Origin of the sequence: Kribbella sp. NPDC056951 (genome assembly GCF_042674205.1) — a bacterium.
GTDB lineage: Bacteria > Actinomycetota > Actinomycetes > Propionibacteriales > Kribbellaceae > Kribbella > Kribbella yunnanensis.
The window spans coordinates 183501-201077 of sequence record NZ_JBHUQZ010000003.1 but is presented as its reverse complement, the minus strand read 5'-3'; the positions used below and the strand labels follow the sequence as shown (position 1 = coordinate 201077).

20 protein-coding genes and 1 tRNA gene are annotated in these 17577 nt (G+C 68.2%); 12 read left to right on the top strand and 9 right to left on the bottom strand.

Features of this window, described 5'->3' with window-relative positions; translation table 11 throughout:
• Positions 1–1278 carry a sensor histidine kinase gene (locus ACFTSF_RS13795; protein WP_380154152.1) on the bottom strand — a complete coding sequence of 426 codons (1278 nt, stop codon included), beginning with the start codon at positions 1276–1278 and terminating at the stop codon, positions 1–3.
• Between the two features lie 179 nt (positions 1279–1457).
• Between ACFTSF_RS13795 and ACFTSF_RS13790 the strand changes: the two genes are divergently transcribed.
• Positions 1458–1979, top strand: coding sequence for a hypothetical protein (locus ACFTSF_RS13790; protein ID WP_344144533.1), 522 nt, complete (start codon positions 1458–1460; stop codon positions 1977–1979).
• Here ACFTSF_RS13790 and ACFTSF_RS13785 read toward each other — a convergent pair.
• A complete protein-coding gene (locus ACFTSF_RS13785; RefSeq protein WP_380154151.1) occupies positions 1976–3094 on the bottom strand; it encodes a hypothetical protein in 1119 nt (372 codons plus the stop codon). The two genes, ACFTSF_RS13790 and ACFTSF_RS13785, sit on opposite strands and share 4 nt — an antisense overlap.
• Positions 3095–3317: 223 nt before the next feature.
• Here ACFTSF_RS13785 and ACFTSF_RS13780 point away from each other — a divergent pair, with 223 nt between their 5' ends.
• From ACFTSF_RS13780 to ACFTSF_RS13770, 3 genes are read left to right on the top strand one after another with little or no spacing between them, the layout of a single operon-like run.
• The gene (locus ACFTSF_RS13780; protein WP_380154150.1) at positions 3318–3851 is read left to right on the top strand and encodes a CGNR zinc finger domain-containing protein; all 534 of its coding nucleotides are present in this window, start codon (positions 3318–3320) and stop codon (positions 3849–3851) included.
• Positions 3848–4555 (top strand): AzlC family ABC transporter permease, encoded by a 708-nt coding sequence (locus tag ACFTSF_RS13775; protein ID WP_380154149.1) that lies wholly within the window; start codon positions 3848–3850, stop codon positions 4553–4555. The genes ACFTSF_RS13780 and ACFTSF_RS13775 overlap by 4 nt, the downstream gene beginning before the upstream one ends.
• Positions 4552–4860, top strand: coding sequence for an AzlD domain-containing protein (locus ACFTSF_RS13770; protein WP_380154148.1), 309 nt, complete (start codon positions 4552–4554; stop codon positions 4858–4860). The genes ACFTSF_RS13775 and ACFTSF_RS13770 overlap by 4 nt, the downstream gene beginning before the upstream one ends.
• Before the next feature lie 17 nt (positions 4861–4877).
• On the opposite strand, the gene ACFTSF_RS13765 is transcribed toward ACFTSF_RS13770, so the two are convergent.
• Positions 4878–5555: a VOC family protein gene (locus ACFTSF_RS13765; RefSeq protein WP_380154147.1), complete on the bottom strand. Its 678-nt coding sequence runs from the start codon at positions 5553–5555 to the stop codon at positions 4878–4880.
• A gap of 52 nt (positions 5556–5607) precedes the next feature.
• On the opposite strand from ACFTSF_RS13765, the gene ACFTSF_RS13760 reads away from it, so the two are divergent.
• Positions 5608–6642 (top strand): alpha-hydroxy acid oxidase, encoded by a 1035-nt coding sequence (locus ACFTSF_RS13760; protein ID WP_380154146.1) that lies wholly within the window; start codon positions 5608–5610, stop codon positions 6640–6642.
• Positions 6643–6730: 88 nt separating this feature from the next.
• Here ACFTSF_RS13760 and rplA read toward each other — a convergent pair whose 3' ends face one another.
• The 5 genes from rplA to ACFTSF_RS13735 all read right to left on the bottom strand — a co-directional run bounded on the left by rplA (position 6731) and on the right by ACFTSF_RS13735 (position 9585).
• The gene (gene rplA, locus ACFTSF_RS13755) at positions 6731–7453 is read right to left on the bottom strand and encodes a 50S ribosomal protein L1 (RefSeq protein WP_380154145.1); all 723 of its coding nucleotides are present in this window, start codon (positions 7451–7453) and stop codon (positions 6731–6733) included.
• 83 nt (positions 7454–7536) lie between these two features.
• Complete coding sequence (gene rplK, locus ACFTSF_RS13750; RefSeq protein WP_380154144.1) at positions 7537–7968, bottom strand: 50S ribosomal protein L11; 432 nt, start codon at positions 7966–7968, stop codon at positions 7537–7539.
• Between the two features lie 12 nt (positions 7969–7980).
• Complete coding sequence (gene nusG / locus ACFTSF_RS13745; protein ID WP_380154821.1) at positions 7981–8844, bottom strand: transcription termination/antitermination protein NusG; 864 nt, start codon at positions 8842–8844, stop codon at positions 7981–7983.
• A 370-nt stretch (positions 8845–9214) separates the two neighbouring features.
• The gene (gene secE, locus ACFTSF_RS13740) at positions 9215–9457 is read right to left on the bottom strand and encodes a preprotein translocase subunit SecE (protein WP_132175403.1); all 243 of its coding nucleotides are present in this window, start codon (positions 9455–9457) and stop codon (positions 9215–9217) included.
• Between the two features lie 55 nt (positions 9458–9512).
• Positions 9513–9585: transfer RNA gene (locus tag ACFTSF_RS13735), tRNA-Trp, on the bottom strand.
• Positions 9586–9885: 300 nt separating this feature from the next.
• On the opposite strand from ACFTSF_RS13735, the gene ACFTSF_RS13730 reads away from it, so the two are divergent.
• The 4 genes from ACFTSF_RS13730 (at position 9886) to ACFTSF_RS13715 (ending at position 14186) form a co-directional block, all read left to right on the top strand.
• On the top strand, positions 9886–11079 hold the full coding sequence (locus tag ACFTSF_RS13730) for a pyridoxal phosphate-dependent aminotransferase (RefSeq protein WP_380154143.1): 1194 nt from the start codon (positions 9886–9888) through the stop codon (positions 11077–11079).
• Positions 11080–11143: 64 nt separating this feature from the next.
• Positions 11144–12181 (top strand): adenosine deaminase, encoded by a 1038-nt coding sequence (locus tag ACFTSF_RS13725; protein WP_380154142.1) that lies wholly within the window; start codon positions 11144–11146, stop codon positions 12179–12181.
• A complete protein-coding gene (locus ACFTSF_RS13720) occupies positions 12181–12753 on the top strand; it encodes a histidine phosphatase family protein (RefSeq protein WP_380154141.1) in 573 nt (190 codons plus the stop codon). Before ACFTSF_RS13725 ends, ACFTSF_RS13720 begins: the two co-directional genes overlap by 1 nt.
• A gap of 62 nt (positions 12754–12815) precedes the next feature.
• A complete protein-coding gene (locus ACFTSF_RS13715) occupies positions 12816–14186 on the top strand; it encodes a TrpB-like pyridoxal phosphate-dependent enzyme (protein ID WP_380154140.1) in 1371 nt (456 codons plus the stop codon).
• Here ACFTSF_RS13715 and ACFTSF_RS13710 read toward each other — a convergent pair.
• Positions 14183–14689: a hypothetical protein gene (locus tag ACFTSF_RS13710; protein WP_380154139.1), complete on the bottom strand. Its 507-nt coding sequence runs from the start codon at positions 14687–14689 to the stop codon at positions 14183–14185. The two genes, ACFTSF_RS13715 and ACFTSF_RS13710, sit on opposite strands and share 4 nt — an antisense overlap.
• 253 nt (positions 14690–14942) lie before the next feature.
• Here ACFTSF_RS13710 and ACFTSF_RS13705 point away from each other — a divergent pair, with 253 nt between their 5' ends.
• The 3 genes from ACFTSF_RS13705 to ACFTSF_RS13695 are packed head-to-tail and all read left to right on the top strand — an operon-like array spanning position 14943 to position 17552.
• Positions 14943–16286 (top strand): hypothetical protein, encoded by a 1344-nt coding sequence (locus ACFTSF_RS13705; RefSeq protein WP_380154138.1) that lies wholly within the window; start codon positions 14943–14945, stop codon positions 16284–16286.
• Between the two features lie 2 nt (positions 16287–16288).
• Entirely contained in the window at positions 16289–16915 is a 627-nt protein-coding gene (locus ACFTSF_RS13700; RefSeq protein WP_380154137.1) for a 2'-5' RNA ligase family protein, read from the top strand.
• Entirely contained in the window at positions 16908–17552 is a 645-nt protein-coding gene (locus ACFTSF_RS13695) for a type IV toxin-antitoxin system AbiEi family antitoxin (protein ID WP_380154136.1), read from the top strand. The genes ACFTSF_RS13700 and ACFTSF_RS13695 overlap by 8 nt, the downstream gene beginning before the upstream one ends.
• Positions 17553–17577: the final 25 nt, after the last annotated feature.

Genomic DNA, 17577 nt, shown 5'->3' with positions numbered 1-17577 from the left:
TCATTCGCACGGTACCTCCGCGGTGAGGACGGTCGGACCGCCCGGTGGACTGCTGAGACTGAGCCGGCCGTCGACCCCGGCGACCCGATCGGACAGGCCCTGCAGGCCGGTACCACCCTCAGGATGCGCGCCGCCCCGGCCGTCGTCGGTCACCTCGACCCGGAGCAAGTTACCGATCCGCACGATCCGGACCTCGGCCTGGGCCGCGTCGGCGTGCTTGGCGATATTCGTCAGGGCCTCGGTGACGACGAAGTAGGCGATGGACTCGATGGTCAGCGACGGCCGCGGGTCGACCTCGACACTCACCCGGACCGGCACCGGAGACCGCGCAGCGACTGCGGAGATCGCGGCATCGAGCCCGCGGTCGGTCAGCACCGGCGGATGCAGGCCCCGGGTCAGATCCCGAAGCTCCGCAATCGCCTGCAGCGCCTCGGAGTGCGCCTCCTCGATCAGCGAACGCACCGCCGGATCCTTGTCACCCAACCGGTTCTTCGCGCGGCCCAGTGTCATGGCCAGCGAGACCAGCCGTTGCTGTGCGCCGTCATGCAGGTCGCGCTCCATCCGCCGCCGCTCGGCCTCCGCCGAATCGACCACCTGCTGCCGGCTCGTGACCAGCCGGCTGACCCGCTCGGTCAGCGCCCCGGTCTCGTCGCCGCCCAGGTAGATCCGGGCGAGATGTCCGTCCAACGCGGACGCTGTCCGCATCAGCACCGGGGAGAGCAGCGCCAGGAACAGCGCTCCGAACACCGATGCGGCGATGGCCTTGTCGCTGGTGTCGATCACGAACGGTCCGAGCTGAGCCTGCGCCGCCGCGAACTTCGAGAAGTAGAACGGCAGGCCGATCAGCACCGGCGGGACCGACCAGGCGACCACGATCAGCAGCAGCCAGAACATTGCTGCGGGCAACAACAAGACGTAGTACAGGAACTGGCGCCACAGGTTCGGATCGGCGAGCGCCCGGCGGGCGTCGGCGGCGCGACTGCCGGAAGGCTCCGGTGGCTCGAGTGGTAGCACCTCCTGCCCGCGGGTGATCCGGGCTCTGGCCCGCTCCCACCGGGCCAGCCCGTAGACCGCTCGCGCCGCGGCCGTGGTCAGCGGCACCCCGACGAAAGCCAGCGGCCACCCGAGCACGGCCACGCAGATCGCGACCAGAGCCAGTAGCCCAGAGGTCAGCACCACCACGGAATCGCCGAGCAGATGGACCGTTGCCAGCCACAAGTACGGCGAGCGCCACAGCCGCCAGGGTCGCCGGGGAACCGGACTCGCGATCGTCGTCACCCGAACCACCTCCCGTTGTCTGTGCCGCTGTGCTGGTTGTGGCGACGGGCTCAAACCTACGACGCTGCCGAGGCCGCCGGTATGAGGACATCCCCCGTATCGAGTTCGGGTTAACCCCACCCCCGATTCGTGGGTTGTCCTCAATGTGCCGAAGCCGCCGCGACGGAATGCTCGAAGCCATGACGACGACAATCCCGCAGGCTCCCGCATCCCGGCCGCTCGGGCCGCAGCTGACCGTGCAACTCGGTGACGCGATCGACGACCGCGTCGCCGAGGCTCTGGACGACTACATCGCGGAAGGCCGCCTCGACGGCCGGATCCGCCCGCGCCGCTCCCCCGGCGGTCTGGCCGCGCTGGTGGCCGGCGGCGTCGCGGCCGTGCTGCTGCCGTGGTGCCTGATCCTCGCGGCGACGCTGCCGAGCACGTACCAGGTCAATCACTGGAAGCTCACCTGGATAGGCCTCGACGTCTTGACCGCGATCGCCGCCGGCCTGACGGCGTACCTGCTGCACACCCGCAACAGATACGCCGTCCTGACCGCGATGGCCGCCGGGACCCTGCTCCTGGCCGACGCCTGGTTCGACGTCAGCACCGCCGGCGCAGGCTTCGACCGCACGCTCTCACTGGCCGAGGCCTTCCTCCTGGAAGTCCCCCTGGCCGTGTGTGCCTGGGTCGTCGCTGCCCGCGAGCTGCGGCGCTAGCCGATCAGCTCGAGGACGGGGCCCTCATGCAAAGCTCGGTAGACCTGGTCGCGCAGCAGGTTGGCCTCGGCATCGGTCAGGGTTCGATCGACCGGCCGGAGGACCAGCCTGACCAGGAGGTTTCGTTGTCCTGGGGTGATCTGCAACCGCGCCCGCGCAGCGGGTGGCAGGTCGTCGTACGTCGTCTCGCCCAGCACCTCCAGCGATTCCGCGGCATCCGCGTCCGGACCGAGCGCATCCCGCACCTTGTCGCCGAGCACCTCCGGCGACACATCCGCCTCCGCGCCCACCACGACCGAGAGGTCCCGGCGGACGGGTGGCATCGTCGACACCGATCGGTAGGGCTGCAGGTCGAGCATCTGCCCGGCCACCCGCGGATCCGTCGACCTGAGCAACCGGATGTCGCGGATGCCCTTCCGCAACATCAGCAACCGGTCCAGGCCCGGACCCATCGCCAGTCCGGTCCAGCTGTCGTCGAGACCAGCCTTGCGCAGGACCTCCGGCGCGGCCACCCCGCATTCACCGATCTCGATCCATTGATCGTCCAGCAGGACATCGATCTGCCGGCCGTGAATCGTGTAGGGGTGCACCGCAGGCACCGTCCGGTAGGCCTGCCCGGGCAGCACGGTCGCGACCAACCGAGCGATCATGTCCTCCAGCTCGGGCTCTCCGAGCGTGACGTTGCGGCTGAGCCGCCAGAGGTCGAGCTGATGTGGCGTGCCGGTGTGCTGCCAGTCCACGGAGTCCCGGCGGTAGCAGATGCCCGCACAGATCATCAGCACATCGGACGCATCGGAGCCGGCGAGCTCGCGCAGCGCCGGCGGGATCATTGCCGACGTGTGACTGCGCAGGACCTCACCCTCCGACGCGTAGCGGGTGTAGCGAGCTTCCCGGGTCACCGCACCGGCGGCGTACCCGAGGTTGTCGTAGTTGTCGGCCAGGCTGACCACGGGATGGTCGCGCCGGGTCCAGATCGCCGTGTAGGGCCAAGCGGCGCCCAGAGCCGTCCTGATCGAGTCGACGATCAACTGGACGGCGTGTGGACCCTGAGCCGGATCGGTCAGATCGCGCAGCGACAAGGCGGAGTGCAGTTCCTCGAGAGTGAGGACAGACATAAGAGTTCTCCAAAGGTGACGGTCTCGACGAGGGGGTCTTCACACCCCGGTCGGCCACGGTCACCTCAGGAGAGAGCGCAGCAGCAGCTCACCCCGTCGGCACCGTTGTGCCGGCCGGGGCGAAGAAATCGCCGCCCGTACTGCGTCATGCAGACAGCCTACCTCGTCCCGACCTTGCCTAACAGTCAAAACTTCTTTAGGTTGTTAGGTAGAGGTGATTCCGATGCTCTATCAGCCGGAACTGATCGGCGGTCACGTTGCTCTGGACCTGCTGAACACCGTTTCCTGGCGGCTGGACCCACCCCGTACCGTCGACCGGATCGCCACCGCGGAGGCGTTGGCGACGTGGCGTGCGGCGGCTGGTCTCAGCGGAGACAGCGATCCCCGCCGAGTCGCCACTGTGCGCGCGGTCGTCTACGACGCGGTATTGCCGATCGCGCGAGGCACCGGACCAGCAGAGCTGCGGGAGCTGCAGACCTTGCTGGCAGGTGCCGTGCGGCGAGCCACTCCGGCAGGACCGCGGCCGATGGACTGGGGTGGCGCCAACCTCGTGGACGAGTTGGTCCTCGCGGCAGGGCGCCTGCTGGAGCGGGAGGACCTGAGCAGACTGCGGGAATGCCAGGACGACGGCTGTGGATGGCTCTTCCTGGACCGCAGCAAGAACGGGTCTCGTCGGTGGTGCAGCTCAGGCGACTGCGGGAACCGGGCCCGGGCGAAGCGGCACTACGAGCGAGTTCGCGCCGGACGGGAATCATGAAGGCCCCCGCGGTGATGACCGAGCTGCTCGATCGGCGGCAGGACTTCCTCGAGGGCATGCGCCTGGGCATCGGGCCAGGCGCCGCCGCCTTCGTGCTCGCGTTGAGCTTCGGAGCCGAGGCTGTCGCGCGCGACTGGGGATTCGGACTGCCGGTGCTGTTCTCGATGTTCGCGTGGTCGGGGTCGGCGCAGTTCGCGTTGCTGACCTCGCTGGCCGGTGGCACGGCGGTCGTCGCGGTGACGTCCGCGGTCCTGATCAACGCTCGCTATCTGATGATGAGCCTCGCGCTCAACGAGAGCCTGCGCGGTGGCAGGCTTTCGCGCGCACTACAGGCGCAGGCGCTCTGCGACGCATCCTTCGTCGTTGCCCACGGCACCAAAGGGGGCTACGACATCGTCCGGCTGGTCGGTGCCAGCGTTCCGCAATGGGTGCTCTGGGCCGCCGGTACGGCGGTCGGTGCGCTGACCGCGCCCTCGCCTGACTTGATGCACAAGCTGGGTCTCGACGTCACGTTCCCGGCGTTCTTCCTGATCCTCGCACTGGACGAGCTGCGCCGATCGAAGCGTGCGTTGGCAGCAGGCCTGCTCGGCGCCTCGATCGCCGCCGCGCTGCTCTTCGTCACCACCCCGAGCTACGCCTTGCTGGGCGCCATTGCCGCGGCGCTGCTCGGCGTTCTCCCCGAGAAGGAGGGTGCACAGGCATGAAGCTCTGGCTGTCCGCAGGTGTCGTCACTCTGATCAGCTGGCTGATGAAGGCGAGTGCTCCGCTCGTGATCGGCGGCCGCAAACTCCCGCCGACCGTGCTCCGGCTGACCGCCCTCACCGCACCGGTTCTACTGGCCGGCCTGATCGTCACGGAGCTGGGCGGCGAGCACTGGCAGGAGCTCGACTGGACGAAGCTGGTCGGCGTCGGCGCCGCCGGTGGACTCACCTTGGCGAAGGTGCCGATGTTGCTGGCCGTCGCCGGCGGCATCGTCGTCACCGCCCTGATCCGCCTCGTCCTGCGCTAGGGCCTAAGGGCGCAAGTTCAGTCCCGTCCCTGCCAGGTGGTCACGCAGACTTCGTTGCCCTCCAGGTCCGCGAGCACCCAGAACGCCGGAGCACGCGTCGCGGACACGAGTCGGCCGCCAGCCGCCAGTGCGGCCTCGATGCGAGGTGCTGCCTCGTCATGCGGAACACAGACATCGAAGTGGATGCGATTGCGCTGCGGGCGCGCCTCGTCCATCTGCTGGAACCAGATGGCCGGGTCCTGCCCAAGCGGGTCGACGAGCGGATCCTCCGGTCCGTCGGCACCCCCCTCAGCGGCGTACCCGAGGACCGCCTTCCAGAACGGCCGGATCGCGGCGATGTCCAGTGCATCAATCGCGATCTCCAGCACCTGAACGGATCGCGGTGCCGCCGTTCCGAAGCCCGGCTCCGTCCCGTTCACAGCAGCTGAGATGCGAAGGGCGAGCTCGACATCGCTGGTGGTGACCGCTGCGTGCTCCAACGACTGCAGAGTGAAGACGACCCGCTCCGGACGGACATCGACGCGAAGGTGCTGGTCCGCGTCATCGCCGGACGCCGAGACGGCCTCCGCGGCCACACCAATTGCCTGGGCCAACGACCCGACCGGAACCGTCGTTCGCAACGTGCCCAGCAAGAAGCGCCACCCAGCGTCCTCGACTGCTTCCGACGCTTCCTGCCGACTCAGTACTTGTTCCATAGCCACATTATCCGGGTGCCGCTCGCGCAGACCGGATGCGACGATGGACCGCATGCGATGGATTGATGCGTTGGAGGGGAAGGCCGCCGAGAAGTTGCCGGAGGCCGTGCATCGTTACTACCGGCAAGGATCCGCCGGGGGGATCAGCGTCGGGGAGGCGGTCGCCGCCTGGTCGTCGTACCGGTTCCGGCCGCGTGTGCTGCAGGACGTGTCGTCGATCGAGCTCGGCACCACAGTGCTCGGTACGCCGGTCGCGTCGCCCGTGCTCGTCGCGCCGTCGACCCTGCAGCGGCTGGCGGATCCCGACGGTGAGATCGCGATGGCGAACGGTGTCCGTGACGCCGGATCGCTGCTCGGCGTCTCCAGCAACGCCGGGACCCGGTTCGCCGAGCTCGGGGCGACCGGGGTGCCGTGGTGGCTGCAGATCTACATCGTGCGGAACCGCAGTATCACCGAGCAGATGCTCGACGCGGCCGTCGCCGGTGGCGCCAAGGCGATCGTCCTCACGGTCGACACCCCGGTGGTCGGCCGCAAGGAGGACGACGGCCCGGTGGTGTGGTCGTACGTCCAGCCAGGTCAGCTGCGGATCAACGTGCCCGACGGCGACTGGACCGACGAGGACCTCGACAAGGCCGACGACCTGACCCCCGACGTGATCGGCTGGCTGGCCGAGCGCACCGGACTCCCGGTTGTCGTGAAGGGCGTCCTGCGCGGCGACGACGCCAAACGGATCTCCGACGCCGGCGCCGCCGGCATCATCGTCTCCAACCACGGCGGTCGCCAGCTCGACGGCTCGATCCCCACCGCCCAGGCCCTCCCCGAGGTCGCCGAGGCCCTGGCCGGTACCAGCACCGAGCTGTACGTCGACGGCGGCATCCGTCGCGGCGAACACGTCCTCGCCGCGCTGGCTCTCGGCGCCCGCGCGGTCTTCGTCGGCCGCCCAGCTCTCTGGGCGCTCACGGTCGACGGCCACGCCGGGGTCACTCGCCTGCTGACCGAACTCGCCGAAGAACTCGAACACACCCTGCAACTCGTCGGCGTCCCCCGCCTCGACAACCTCACCCCGGACCTCGTCGTACGGGCCTGAGCTCCGAAGCCCGCCGTACCAGCGCTCGCCAGGAACAGCGAAGGCCCCGGGAACGAATCCCGGGGCCTTGCTGTGTGGAACCTGTGGATCAGGCGTCCGCGTTCTCCTCGAGGAGGTTGCGGGTGGCGTTCGGGTCGACCGGGACACCGGGGCCCATGGTCGTCGAGAACACCGCCTTGCGGATGTAGCGGCCCTTGGAGCTGGCCGGCTTCAGTCGCAGGATCTCCTCGAGCGCCGCGCTGTAGTTCTCCACCAGCTGGGCCTCGTCGAACGACGCCTTGCCGATGATGAAGTGCAGGTTCGCGTGCCGGTCGACCCGGAACTCGATCTTGCCGCCCTTGATGTCCGTGACGGCCTTGGTGACGTCCGGGGTGACCGTGCCGGTCTTCGGGTTCGGCATCAGGCCACGCGGGCCGAGGACGCGACCGAGACGGCCGACCTTGCCCATCAGGTCAGGGGTGGCGACGACGGCGTCGAAGTCCAGCCAGCCGTCGGTCACCTTCTTGATCAGGTCGTCGTCACCGACGAAGTCGGCGCCGGCGGCCTTCGCGGCCTCGGCCTTGTCACCGGTGGCGAAGACGAGGACCCGTGCCGTCTTGCCGGTACCGTGCGGAAGGTTGACGGTGCCTCGCACCATCTGGTCGGCCTTACGGGGGTCGACCCCGAGGCGCATCGCGACGTCCACGGTCGAGTTGAACTTCTTGCTCCCGGCGGCCTCCTTGGCCAGCCGGATCGCCTCGAGCGGGGAGTACAGGTGATCGAAGTCGATCTTGTCCGCGATTGCGCGGTATGCCTTGCTGCGCAGTGCCATTGCTGTTTCCTCTCTGGGGTGTGGTCTCCGGGCGGCGCTACGCCCTGCCACAACTACTGGTGGTGCTGGTGCTGCCGCGGCGCTCAGGCCTCGACGTTGACACCCATGGAACGGGCGGTGCCCTCGATGATCTTCATCGCGGCGTCGATGTCCCGGGCGTTCAGGTCCGGCATCTTGGTGGTGGCGATCTCGCGGACCTGGTCCTTGGTGATCTTGCCGACCTTGTCCTTCTGCGGGACGGCCGAACCCTTCTGGATACCGGCGGCCTTCTTGATCATCTCGGGCGCCGGCGGCGTCTTCGTGACGAACGTGAAGGAACGGTCTTCGTAGATGGTGATCTCGACCGGGACCACGTTGCCACGCATGGATTCCGTCTGGGCGTTGTACGCCTTGCAGAACTCCATGATGTTGACACCGTGCGGGCCGAGCGCCGTACCGACCGGCGGGGCCGGAGTCGCTGCACCGGCCTGGAGCTGCACCTTGACCAGGGCAGCGATCTTCTTCTTGGGAGGCATTCTGTCGGGTCCTTAGACTTTCTGGATCTGGTTGAAGCTGAGTTCCACCGGGGTCTCCCGGCCGAAGATCTCCACCAGCGCCTTGATCCGCTGTGCGTCGGCATTGATCTCCGTGATCGTGGCGTGCAGGGTCGCGAACGGCCCGTCCACCACCATGACCGAGTCGCCGACCCCGAAGTCGGCCACCTCGACCTTCTTCTTGGCCGCCGTCTTGGCGGGTGCGGCACCGGCTTCGGCTGCCGCCGCCTCGGCCGCCGCAACGACGGCCGGAGCGAGCATCTTCTCGACCTCTTCGAGGCTGAGCGGGACCGGCTTCTGGCTGTTGCCGACGAAACCGGTGACCGACGGCGTGTGCCGCACGGTCGACCAGGACTCGTCGGTCAGATCCATCCGGACCAGGACATAACCGGGGAGGACGGTGCGCTTGACCATCTTGCGCTGACCGTTCTTGATCTCGGCGACCTCTTCGGTCGGCACGACGATCTCGAAGATGTAGTCCTCCATGTTCAGGGAGTTGATCCGGTTCTCCAGGTTGCCCTTGACCCGGTTCTCCATCCCTGAATACGTGTGTACGACGTACCAGTCGCCGATCTGCGAGCGGAGCCGGCTGCGCAGCTCCTCGAGCGGGTCGCCCGGCTCGGCGGGCTCCTCGTCCTCGTCGGCCTCCGCTGCCGCGGCAGCAACCGCCAGGGCCGCGTCGTCGGCGTCGTCGTCCGCGCTCGAGAAGACCACCGCGTCGACGGTCGGCTCGGCCTCGGTGCTGTCGTCGGCCGCGGTCTCCGCGGTCTCGTCGGCCAACTCCTCGGCGGCGTCCTCGACATCGGCCTGCGTCACGACCTCGGCCGCTTCGCTCTCGTCCGCGGCGGCGACCACCACGACCGGCTCGTCGTCGGAGTCGTCGGTCTCGGCGGGGCCGTCCTCGGCCTCGTCGTCGGCGGAGTACTCCGGCTCCTCGACGCCGACCTCGTCGGTGTCGTCCTCGTCGTCGGAGTCTTCGTCATCGAGGCCCGCGAACGGGTCGTCGTCATCGTCGGCGAACAGGTCGTCGTCGTCCTCGACGGTGGTGGTCTCGTCGAAGTCGAGATCGAGGTCGTCGTCGGAGTCGGATACGTCGAACTCGTCCTCGAGCTCAAGGACCTCGTCGTCGCGCTCTGACACGTCGTACTCCGTCATCTGTGGATCGGTTCTGGATCTGGCGTCGGGGTGGGCCGTGGCCCGTCCCGGCCTGCGTGGGCGGTGTCCGGCCTCAGCCGAAGATCTTGAGTACTGCCCAGCCGAAGGCGAGGTCGAGGACCGAGACGATCGCGATGACGAACACCACGAAGGTCAGCACCACCACGAAGTAGGTGGACAGCTGCTTGCGGGTGGGCCAGACGACCTTGCGGAGCTCGGCGACCACCTGGCGGTAGAAACGCAGCAGGCCTCTGCCTTGCTTGCCTTCCGCAGGCTTACCGGCGCCGGACGGTGCCGGGGTGCGCGTCTCCGTCACGACCTACCTCTTTCGCTAGCGGCGGCCTGACCGGCCCTGCGCCGGTCAGGATGTGCAGGGCACGAGGGACTTGAACCCCCAACCTTCGGTTTTGGAGACCGATGCTCTGCCAGTTGAGCTAGTGCCCTCTGCAATCCATCCGGACGCCGCACAGGACCTGAACTCGGGCATGCCGAGTCAGGGCCATCAACGCCCGGACTAGAAGAGTGTACGGGTTCGGAGCCACCTGGTCGAACTCGGCCTGTCGGCCTCGTTCTTCCTGCTCCTGACCCGCACAGCCCCCGCACCGGGCGCCGTACCGCGACCAGAACCATACAGCCTGCACTCGGACACAACGGACCGCACCCCCTCCGTGTTCCCCGGATCACACCGGTCCGGGTCCCGATATTTCTTTCGGCCGGGCGAGCGGGTGCTGCCAGGATGGCGGTATGAGTTCCAGGATCTCGGCGCGGATCGGCGCCATCAGCGAATCGGCAACCCTGGCGGTCGACAGCAAGGCCAAGGCGCTCAAGGCGGCCGGCCGCCCGGTCATCGGCTTCGGCGCGGGCGAGCCGGACTTCCCGACGCCGGACTACATCGTCGAGGCGGCCGTCGAGGCCGCCCGGGATCCGAAGAACCACCGCTACAGCCCGGCCGGCGGCCTGCCCGAGCTGAAGCAGGCGATCGTCGACAAGACCAAGCGCGACTCCGGGTACGAGATCGAGGCTGCCCAGGTCCTGGTCACCAACGGCGGCAAGCACGCGGTCTACAACACGTTCGCGACATTGCTCGACCCAGGTGACGAGGTGCTGCTGCCGGCGCCGTACTGGACGACCTACCCGGAGGCGATCCTGCTGGCCGGCGGAGTGCCGGTGGAGGTGCTGGCCGATGAGTCACAGGACTACCTGGTCACTGTCGAGCAGTTGGAGGCCGCCCGGACCTCGAAGACCAAGGCATTGCTGTTCTGCTCACCGTCCAACCCGACCGGTGCGGTCGACAGCCGGGAGTCGATCGAGGCGATCGGCCGCTGGGCGCTCGAGCACGACATCTGGGTGATCACCGACGAGATCTACGAGCACCTGACGTACGACGGCGTGCAGTCGACGTCGATCCCGGTTGTCGTGCCGGAGCTGGCGGACCGGACCGTCGTACTGAACGGTGTCGCCAAGACGTATGCGATGACCGGCTGGCGGGTCGGCTGGATGATCGGCCCGAAGGACGTCATCAAGGCCGCCACCAACCTCCAGTCGCACCAGACGTCGAACGTCGGCAACATCGCCCAGCGGGCCGCGATCGCCGCACTCACCAACGACCTGAGCGCGGTCGAGGAGATGAAGGTCGCCTTCGACCGCCGTCGCCGGACCATGGTGCGGATGCTGAACGAGATCCCCGGTGTCGAGTGCCCGACGCCGACCGGCGCCTTCTACGCGTACCCGTCGGTCAAGGGTCTGCTGGGCAAGGACATCAACGGCCGGACGCCGACCACATCCGCCGAGCTGGCCGAGATCATCCTGGACGAGGCGGAAGTGGCCGTCGTACCGGGTGAGGCCTTCGGGGCGCCCGGGTACCTGCGGATGTCGTACGCGCTCGGCGACGAGGACCTGGCCGAGGGCATCGGCCGGATGGCCAAGCTGCTGGGCTGAATCACCCCGGGTCCCTACCCGCCCGGATTTCACCGGGCGGGTAGGGACTCTGTAACCTTCGGTAATGACGCAGCGTGACCTGCGGGTGCTGCCGAAGGCGCATCTGCATCTCCACTTCTCCGGCTCGATGCGGCATCTGACGCTGGTCGAGCTCGCGGACAAACACGGGGTCCGGCTGCCCGACGCACTACGTACCGAATGGCCGCCGGAGCTGTCCGCGGCCGACGAGCGCGGCTGGTTCCGCTTCCAGCGGCTCTACGACATCGCACGCTCGGTGCTGCGCACGGAGGACGACGTACGGCGTCTGGTCCGGGAGGCGGCCGAGGACGACCGCGCCGACGGTTCCCGCTGGCTGGAGATCCAGGTCGACCCGTCCGGTTACGCGAACCGCTTCCACGGCATCACTGAGTTCACCGACCTGGTGCTGGACGCGGCCCGGGACGCAGCGGCGTCGACCGGTATCGCAGTCCAGGTGATCATCGCCGCCAACCGCACCCGGCATCCCCTCGATGCCCGCATCCTCGCCCGCCTCGCCGCGCAGTACGTCGGCCGTGGCGTGGTCGGCTTCGGCCTCTCGAACGACGAACGCCGCGGTACGACGTCAGAGTTCGCCCCGGCCTTCCGCATCGCCCGCAACGCCGGCCTGCTCGCCGCACCGCACGGCGGCGAGCTCTGCGGCCCCGCCACAGTCCGCACCTGCCTGGACGAGCTAGGCGCCGGCCGCATCGGCCACGGCGTCCGCTCAGTCGAGGACCCAGAGCTGCTCAAGCGCGTTGTAGACGCTCAGGTAGCCCTAGAGGTCTGCCCAGCCTCCAACGTCTCGCTAGGCGTCTACCGCCACCCTGAAGACGTCCCCCTCCGCCAGCTCTACGAAGCCGGCGCCCGCATCGCTCTCGGCGCCGACGACCCGCTCCTGTTCGGCTCACGCCTGGCAGAGCAGTACGAGACCGCTCGCACCGTCCACGCCTTCACCGACGAAGAGCTGGCCGACCTCGCACGCTCCTCCATCCTCGCCGCCACCGCACCCCCAGACGTCCAGAAGTCCCTCCTCACCGACATCGACGACTGGCTCAACACCCCCGCCACCATCCCGTCGTACTAGTGCCGACCTACCTGGCCCGCCACGGCCAGACCGAGTGGAACCTCGCCGGCCGCCGCCAGGGCCGGCTGGACTCACCCCTGACCGCGCTCGGCGTCCAGCAAGCCCAGCGCAACGCCGAATCGTTGCGAGGCGAGCCGATCCACACCATCTACAGCAGCCCACTCGGGCGGGCCCAGCGAACCGCTCGCATCATCGGCGACGCCCTCGGCCTCCCCGTTCAGGTGCTGCCGGACCTCGCTGAGCTCGACCATGGCGATTGGTCCGGCCTCACCTCGGCCGAGATCGATGCCCGTTGGCCGGAGGAACGCGCGGCGCGGGCGCTGTCGAAGTACACCTATCCGTTTCCTGGCGGCGAGAGCTACGCAGACGCGGATCTGCGGATCGCGCAGGTGCTCGCAGGTATTGAGGTTCGGGGGGCTCTGATCGTGTCGCACGAGATGGTGGGGCGGTTGCTGGTACGGCGGTTGGCGGGGCTCGAGGTGGATGTGGCGATGCGGCGGGATCATCCGTCGGACGTGGTCTTCCGGGTGGGCGCCGACGGGCGGATCGACCGCTTGCAGAGTGCCGGATAAATGCCTCGTGGGTTCGGGTTCAGGGCATTGTGAGGGGTGCCGGGCGCGGCCAAGATTGCAGCATGACGGCTACCAAGATCTTGTTACCCGAGGACGAGCTGCCGACCCGGTGGTACAACGTGCTGCACGACCTGCCGACACCGCCGCCGGCGGTGTTGCATCCGGGGACGGGTCAGCCGGTGGGGCCGGAGGATCTGGCGCCGTTGTTCCCGATGGACCTGATCATGCAAGAGGTGTCCCAGGAGCAGTACGTCGACATCCCTGGTGAAGTGCTTGACGTGTACCGGTTGTGGCGGCCGAGTCCGTTGTACCGGGCGCATCGGTTGGAGAAGGCGCTCGATACGCCGGCGCGGATCTACTACAAGTACGAAGGGGTGTCGCCGGCTGGGTCGCACAAGCCGAACACGGCGGTCCCGCAGGCGTATTACAACGCCAAGTCCGGGGTCCGGAAGCTCACGACCGAGACCGGGGCCGGTCAGTGGGGGACGGCGTTGGCGTTTGCCTGTGCGCAGTTCGGGCTCGAGTGCGAGGTCTGGCAGGTGCGTGCGTCGTACGACCAGAAGCCGTACCGGCGGACGATGATGGAGGTCTTCGGTGCGACCGTGCACCCGAGTCCGTCCGAGCTGACCGAGGCCGGGCGGAAGATCCTGGCCGGGGACCCGACCTCCACCGGATCACTCGGGATCGCGATCAGCGAGGCGGTCGAGGCCGCGGTGCAGTCGCCGGAGATCCACTACGCGCTCGGCTCGGTGCTCAACCACGTGCTGCTGCACCAGACGATCATTGGTGAGGAAGCGCTGATCCAGCTCGCGATGGTCGGCGAGACGCCGGACCTGCTGGTCGGCTGCACCGGCGGCGGGTCGAACTTCGGCGGTCTCGCCTTCCCGTTCCTCCGAGAGAAGTGGGCCGGCCGGATGTCACCGACGGTCCGCGCGGTCGAGCCGGCCGCGTGCCCGTCGCTCACCCAAGGCACCTACGCCTACGACTTCGGCGACACGATCGGCTTGACCCCGCTGATGAAGATGCACACGCTCGGCCACGACTTCGTTCCGGACCCGATCCATGCCGGCGGCCTGCGGTACCACGGGATGAGCCCGATCATCAGCCACCTCTACGAGACCGGCGAGATCGAGGCCGTCGCCAAACCGCAGTCGGAGTGTTTCGCCGCCGGGCTCCAGTTCGCCCGCACCGAGGGAATCGTTCCGGCACCCGAGCCGACGCACGCCCTCGCAGCCGCCATCGAGGAGGCCCTGCTCTGCAAGGAGTCCGGCGAGGAGAAGGTCATCCTCACCGCCCTCTGCGGCCACGGCCACCTCGACCTCGCGGCGTACGACGCCTACCTCAGCGGCACCATGACCGACCGCAACTGGGACGACGCCGACCTCCAGTCAGCAGTCGCCCAAGCACTCACCCGACTACCGGCGATCAACTAGCTGCCGCGTTTCCACCAGGGCTTGGGCTGCTTGCCGACCGCTGCCAGCCAGTCAGCAGGCACCGCCCAACCCCTGGCCTGGATCGCGTCGAAGAACACCACCTTCAGACTCTCCGGCAACCAGTACGTCGCGGTGACCGCGTCCGCCGCCTCGAAGTACGTCGTACGGCGTCCCTCGCTCCACACCGTCGCCAGCTTCGAGCAGTGGGCCAGCCGGACGAAGTCCCACCGCGCCTGCGGATCCGCCATGTCGTACTCGCGCTCCGTCGACCGGAAGATCCCCGTCACCGGCGGCTCCGCCTCGATGATCTCGATCAGCCCCTGGACCAGCACCCGGTCGTCCGTCATCTCGTCCGGCAACCGCAGCCCCACCGGATCGAGCACCACCGGCCCCATCCACGGCCCCGCCACCTCCAAGAAGACCTCCAGCAAGGCGAACCCCTCCTCGCCCCGACCGAACCGTCCCAACTCAGCACGCAACGTCGTCACAGCTTCCTCAGCCACGTGACGACCCTAATTCACTGAGGGAATCCCCTATCTGCCCCGGGATGCCCCGCGAGTTCACGCTCAGCGACCACCCCGGCTGCCCCGAACTACCCCGAAACCTCCACAGAACGTCACTTTTTTCGGTCACGACCGTATTTATATCGTTGCAGAACGGGGCATCTCGGGGCATTCCGGGGCATCCAGGGGCAGATGGTCCGCAGTCGCACTTTCCGTCGTTGCGGAGGGTGTTCGCACACCTACAGTTACCGCCATGCCAGCCGCCAATGACCTGTTGCGCAGCGCACGAGAGCGCACACCTTCTCGGCGCGCACCCGGCGAACGCATGTCCCGCGTCGAGCTCGCCGACGCCGTCTGTGCGTGGCTCTGGGACACGACCGAGGTCCGCTACGAACTCGACGGCCACTACATCGCGAAGATGGAGCGGGGCGCGGTCCGCTGGCCCGGCGCCGCCTACCGATCCGGCCTGCGCTACATCCTGAACGTTGCCTCCGACAACGAGCTGGGCTTCATGCCGCCGCCCGGCACACCCCCGACCGAACTGGAGCTCGAGCCACCGTCGACACTCGGGCTCGACGAGGAGGTCGGGCGCGCCGGCGACGAGTCGATCGCCCTGCTGACCTTCGCCGAGGAGTCGAACGTCGGCGAGCTCACCGTCGAGCAACTCCACGCCGACATCGAGCGCATCTCCCAGCTCTACCTGCACACTCCCACCAAACCCCTGTTCGAACGCAGCCGCGCGGTCCGCGACCGGGCCTTCGTCCTGCTCGCCGGCCGCCAGTCGCCGAAACAGTCCCGCGACCTGTATGCCGCCGCGGGCTGGGCGATCACCCTGCTGGCCTGGATGTCCGTCGATCTCGGCCGCCCCGAAGTGGCCGAGAGCCACGCCCGCACGGCCTGGGCCTGCGCCGAAGCGGCGGACCACAACGAGCTCCGCGGCTGGATCCGCGCGACCCAGCACACGGCGGCGCTTTGGCAGGACGAGTTCGACCGAGCTGCCGACCACGCCGAGGACGGCCTGCGGTACGCCGCGGGATCGTCCCGACTGTTCTTGTCCAGTGCCCTGGCGGTCGACCTCGCGCGATCCGGCCGGATCAGCGAGGCTCGTGACGCACTGGCCGCTGCCCAGGAAGTCCCGAGCATGCCGTCCATTCCTGAGCTCGGCGGACCGTTGCTGTGCACCTCAGAACGCGCCGAGGGCCTTTGGGCCCACGCTCAACTGGCGCTCGGAGATGCCCACGAAACGCTCGTCCATGCCGACCGTTCGGTGGCGGGCTTCGAATCCAGACCGCACAGCCTGCGCAACCCTGGCTCCGAGCGAATGGTCAGACTCCAGCAGGGCATCGCTCAGCTGACTCTCGGCGAGCTCGACGGCGCCATCGCCGCTGTCGAGCCGGTCTTCGACACTGCCCTGGAGTATCGCGTCCGGCCGTTGGTCCACCGGATGGGCGAGGTCGCCGCCCTGACCGCGCCGTACACCCGTGTAGCGAGAGCGCGACAACTCCGCGAGCGCATCCGGGACTTCATCTATCGCCCCGACCTCCCTGGCCGGCGACCGGCGTACCGGCCGCCGTCTCTCACCGCAAAGGAGTCCTAGCCATGATCGACGACGTCCGCGATCACTGGTACTGGCGTCCGGGCTGGCGGCAAGGACGATCCTTCTACACCTGGCACATCACCTTCCGCTACGCGTCCGCACTCGCGGCACTGCACAGCAGCTACGACTCACTGCTGTCCTCGCTGCCCGAGCTGACGCCTGTCCCCCGCCAATGGCTGCACCTCACCCTGCAGGGCGTCGGTTACACCGACAAGCTCAGCTCCGACGACTTGAGCCCGATCGTCGACGCGACGCGCCACCGGCTCGAGTCGTTCGCTCCGTTCAGCGTGACCGTCGGCCCAGCAGTCGTCGACGTCGAAAGCCTGCAACTACCGGTTCGCCCCGCCAACGAGCTCCGCCGGCTCCGAGTCACGCTCCGCGATGCGATCGAGGAGATCTGGGGCGAGGACTCACTCCCCGTGTCCCCCGACCTCGACCCGCACATCTCGCTGGGCTACTGGAACCAGTCGGCCCCGGCAGAACCACTCCGCAAGCGCCTCACGGAGTTCGGCGACAAGTCCACCCAGCTCTACATCAACGAGGTCAGCTTGATCGACTTGAACCGCGACCACCTCTGCTACCAGTGGACGCCGTACGTCACCATCACCCTCGGCCGCACCCATGACTGACCCCCTCCCGGAGATGTCAGCCGAGGAGAGCTCAGCCCGCGTGATCCGCGCGCTCCTGGACTACCGCTCGATCTGGACCACCCACGACCTCGTCGAGCTCAGCCAGGCCCCGAGTGTCGACGTACGCCGCATCATCGACGACCTGCAAGCGGAGTCGCTGATAGAACGCCGACGCGGCGGCATCATCGCCGTACCCGACTGGTCTCTCCTGCTCAGCCGCTGGGCCGCCAACTCCCCCGTGCTAACAACCAGCCAGCTCTCCCGTTGGAAGGCCCCCAAGGACCTCTTCGACCGCCTCGCCACCAGCCCCCTCAAATACGCCCTCACCAGCGAACACGCAGCCGCCTTCTGGACCGCAACCCCCACCGCCAGCAACGCCGTCATCTACACCCCAGACGCCCAATCCGCCGCCACCGCCTGGCACCTCACCCCAACCCCCAAGGGCGACGTAGTCCTAGCCGAACCCCCACTGGACGTCGTCTACCTGCGCCGCCGAAGCACCCCCACCGGCCTCCGCCTGGCCGCCCCAGCCCAAGTCCTGGCCGACCTCCTCAGCACCTCCAACGGCAGGCCCACCCCCGTCTCCACCAACCTCACCAACTGGATGCACGCCCACCTCTTCGAATGGCGCTACTGACCCTTCAAGGACAGCAAAGGCTTCG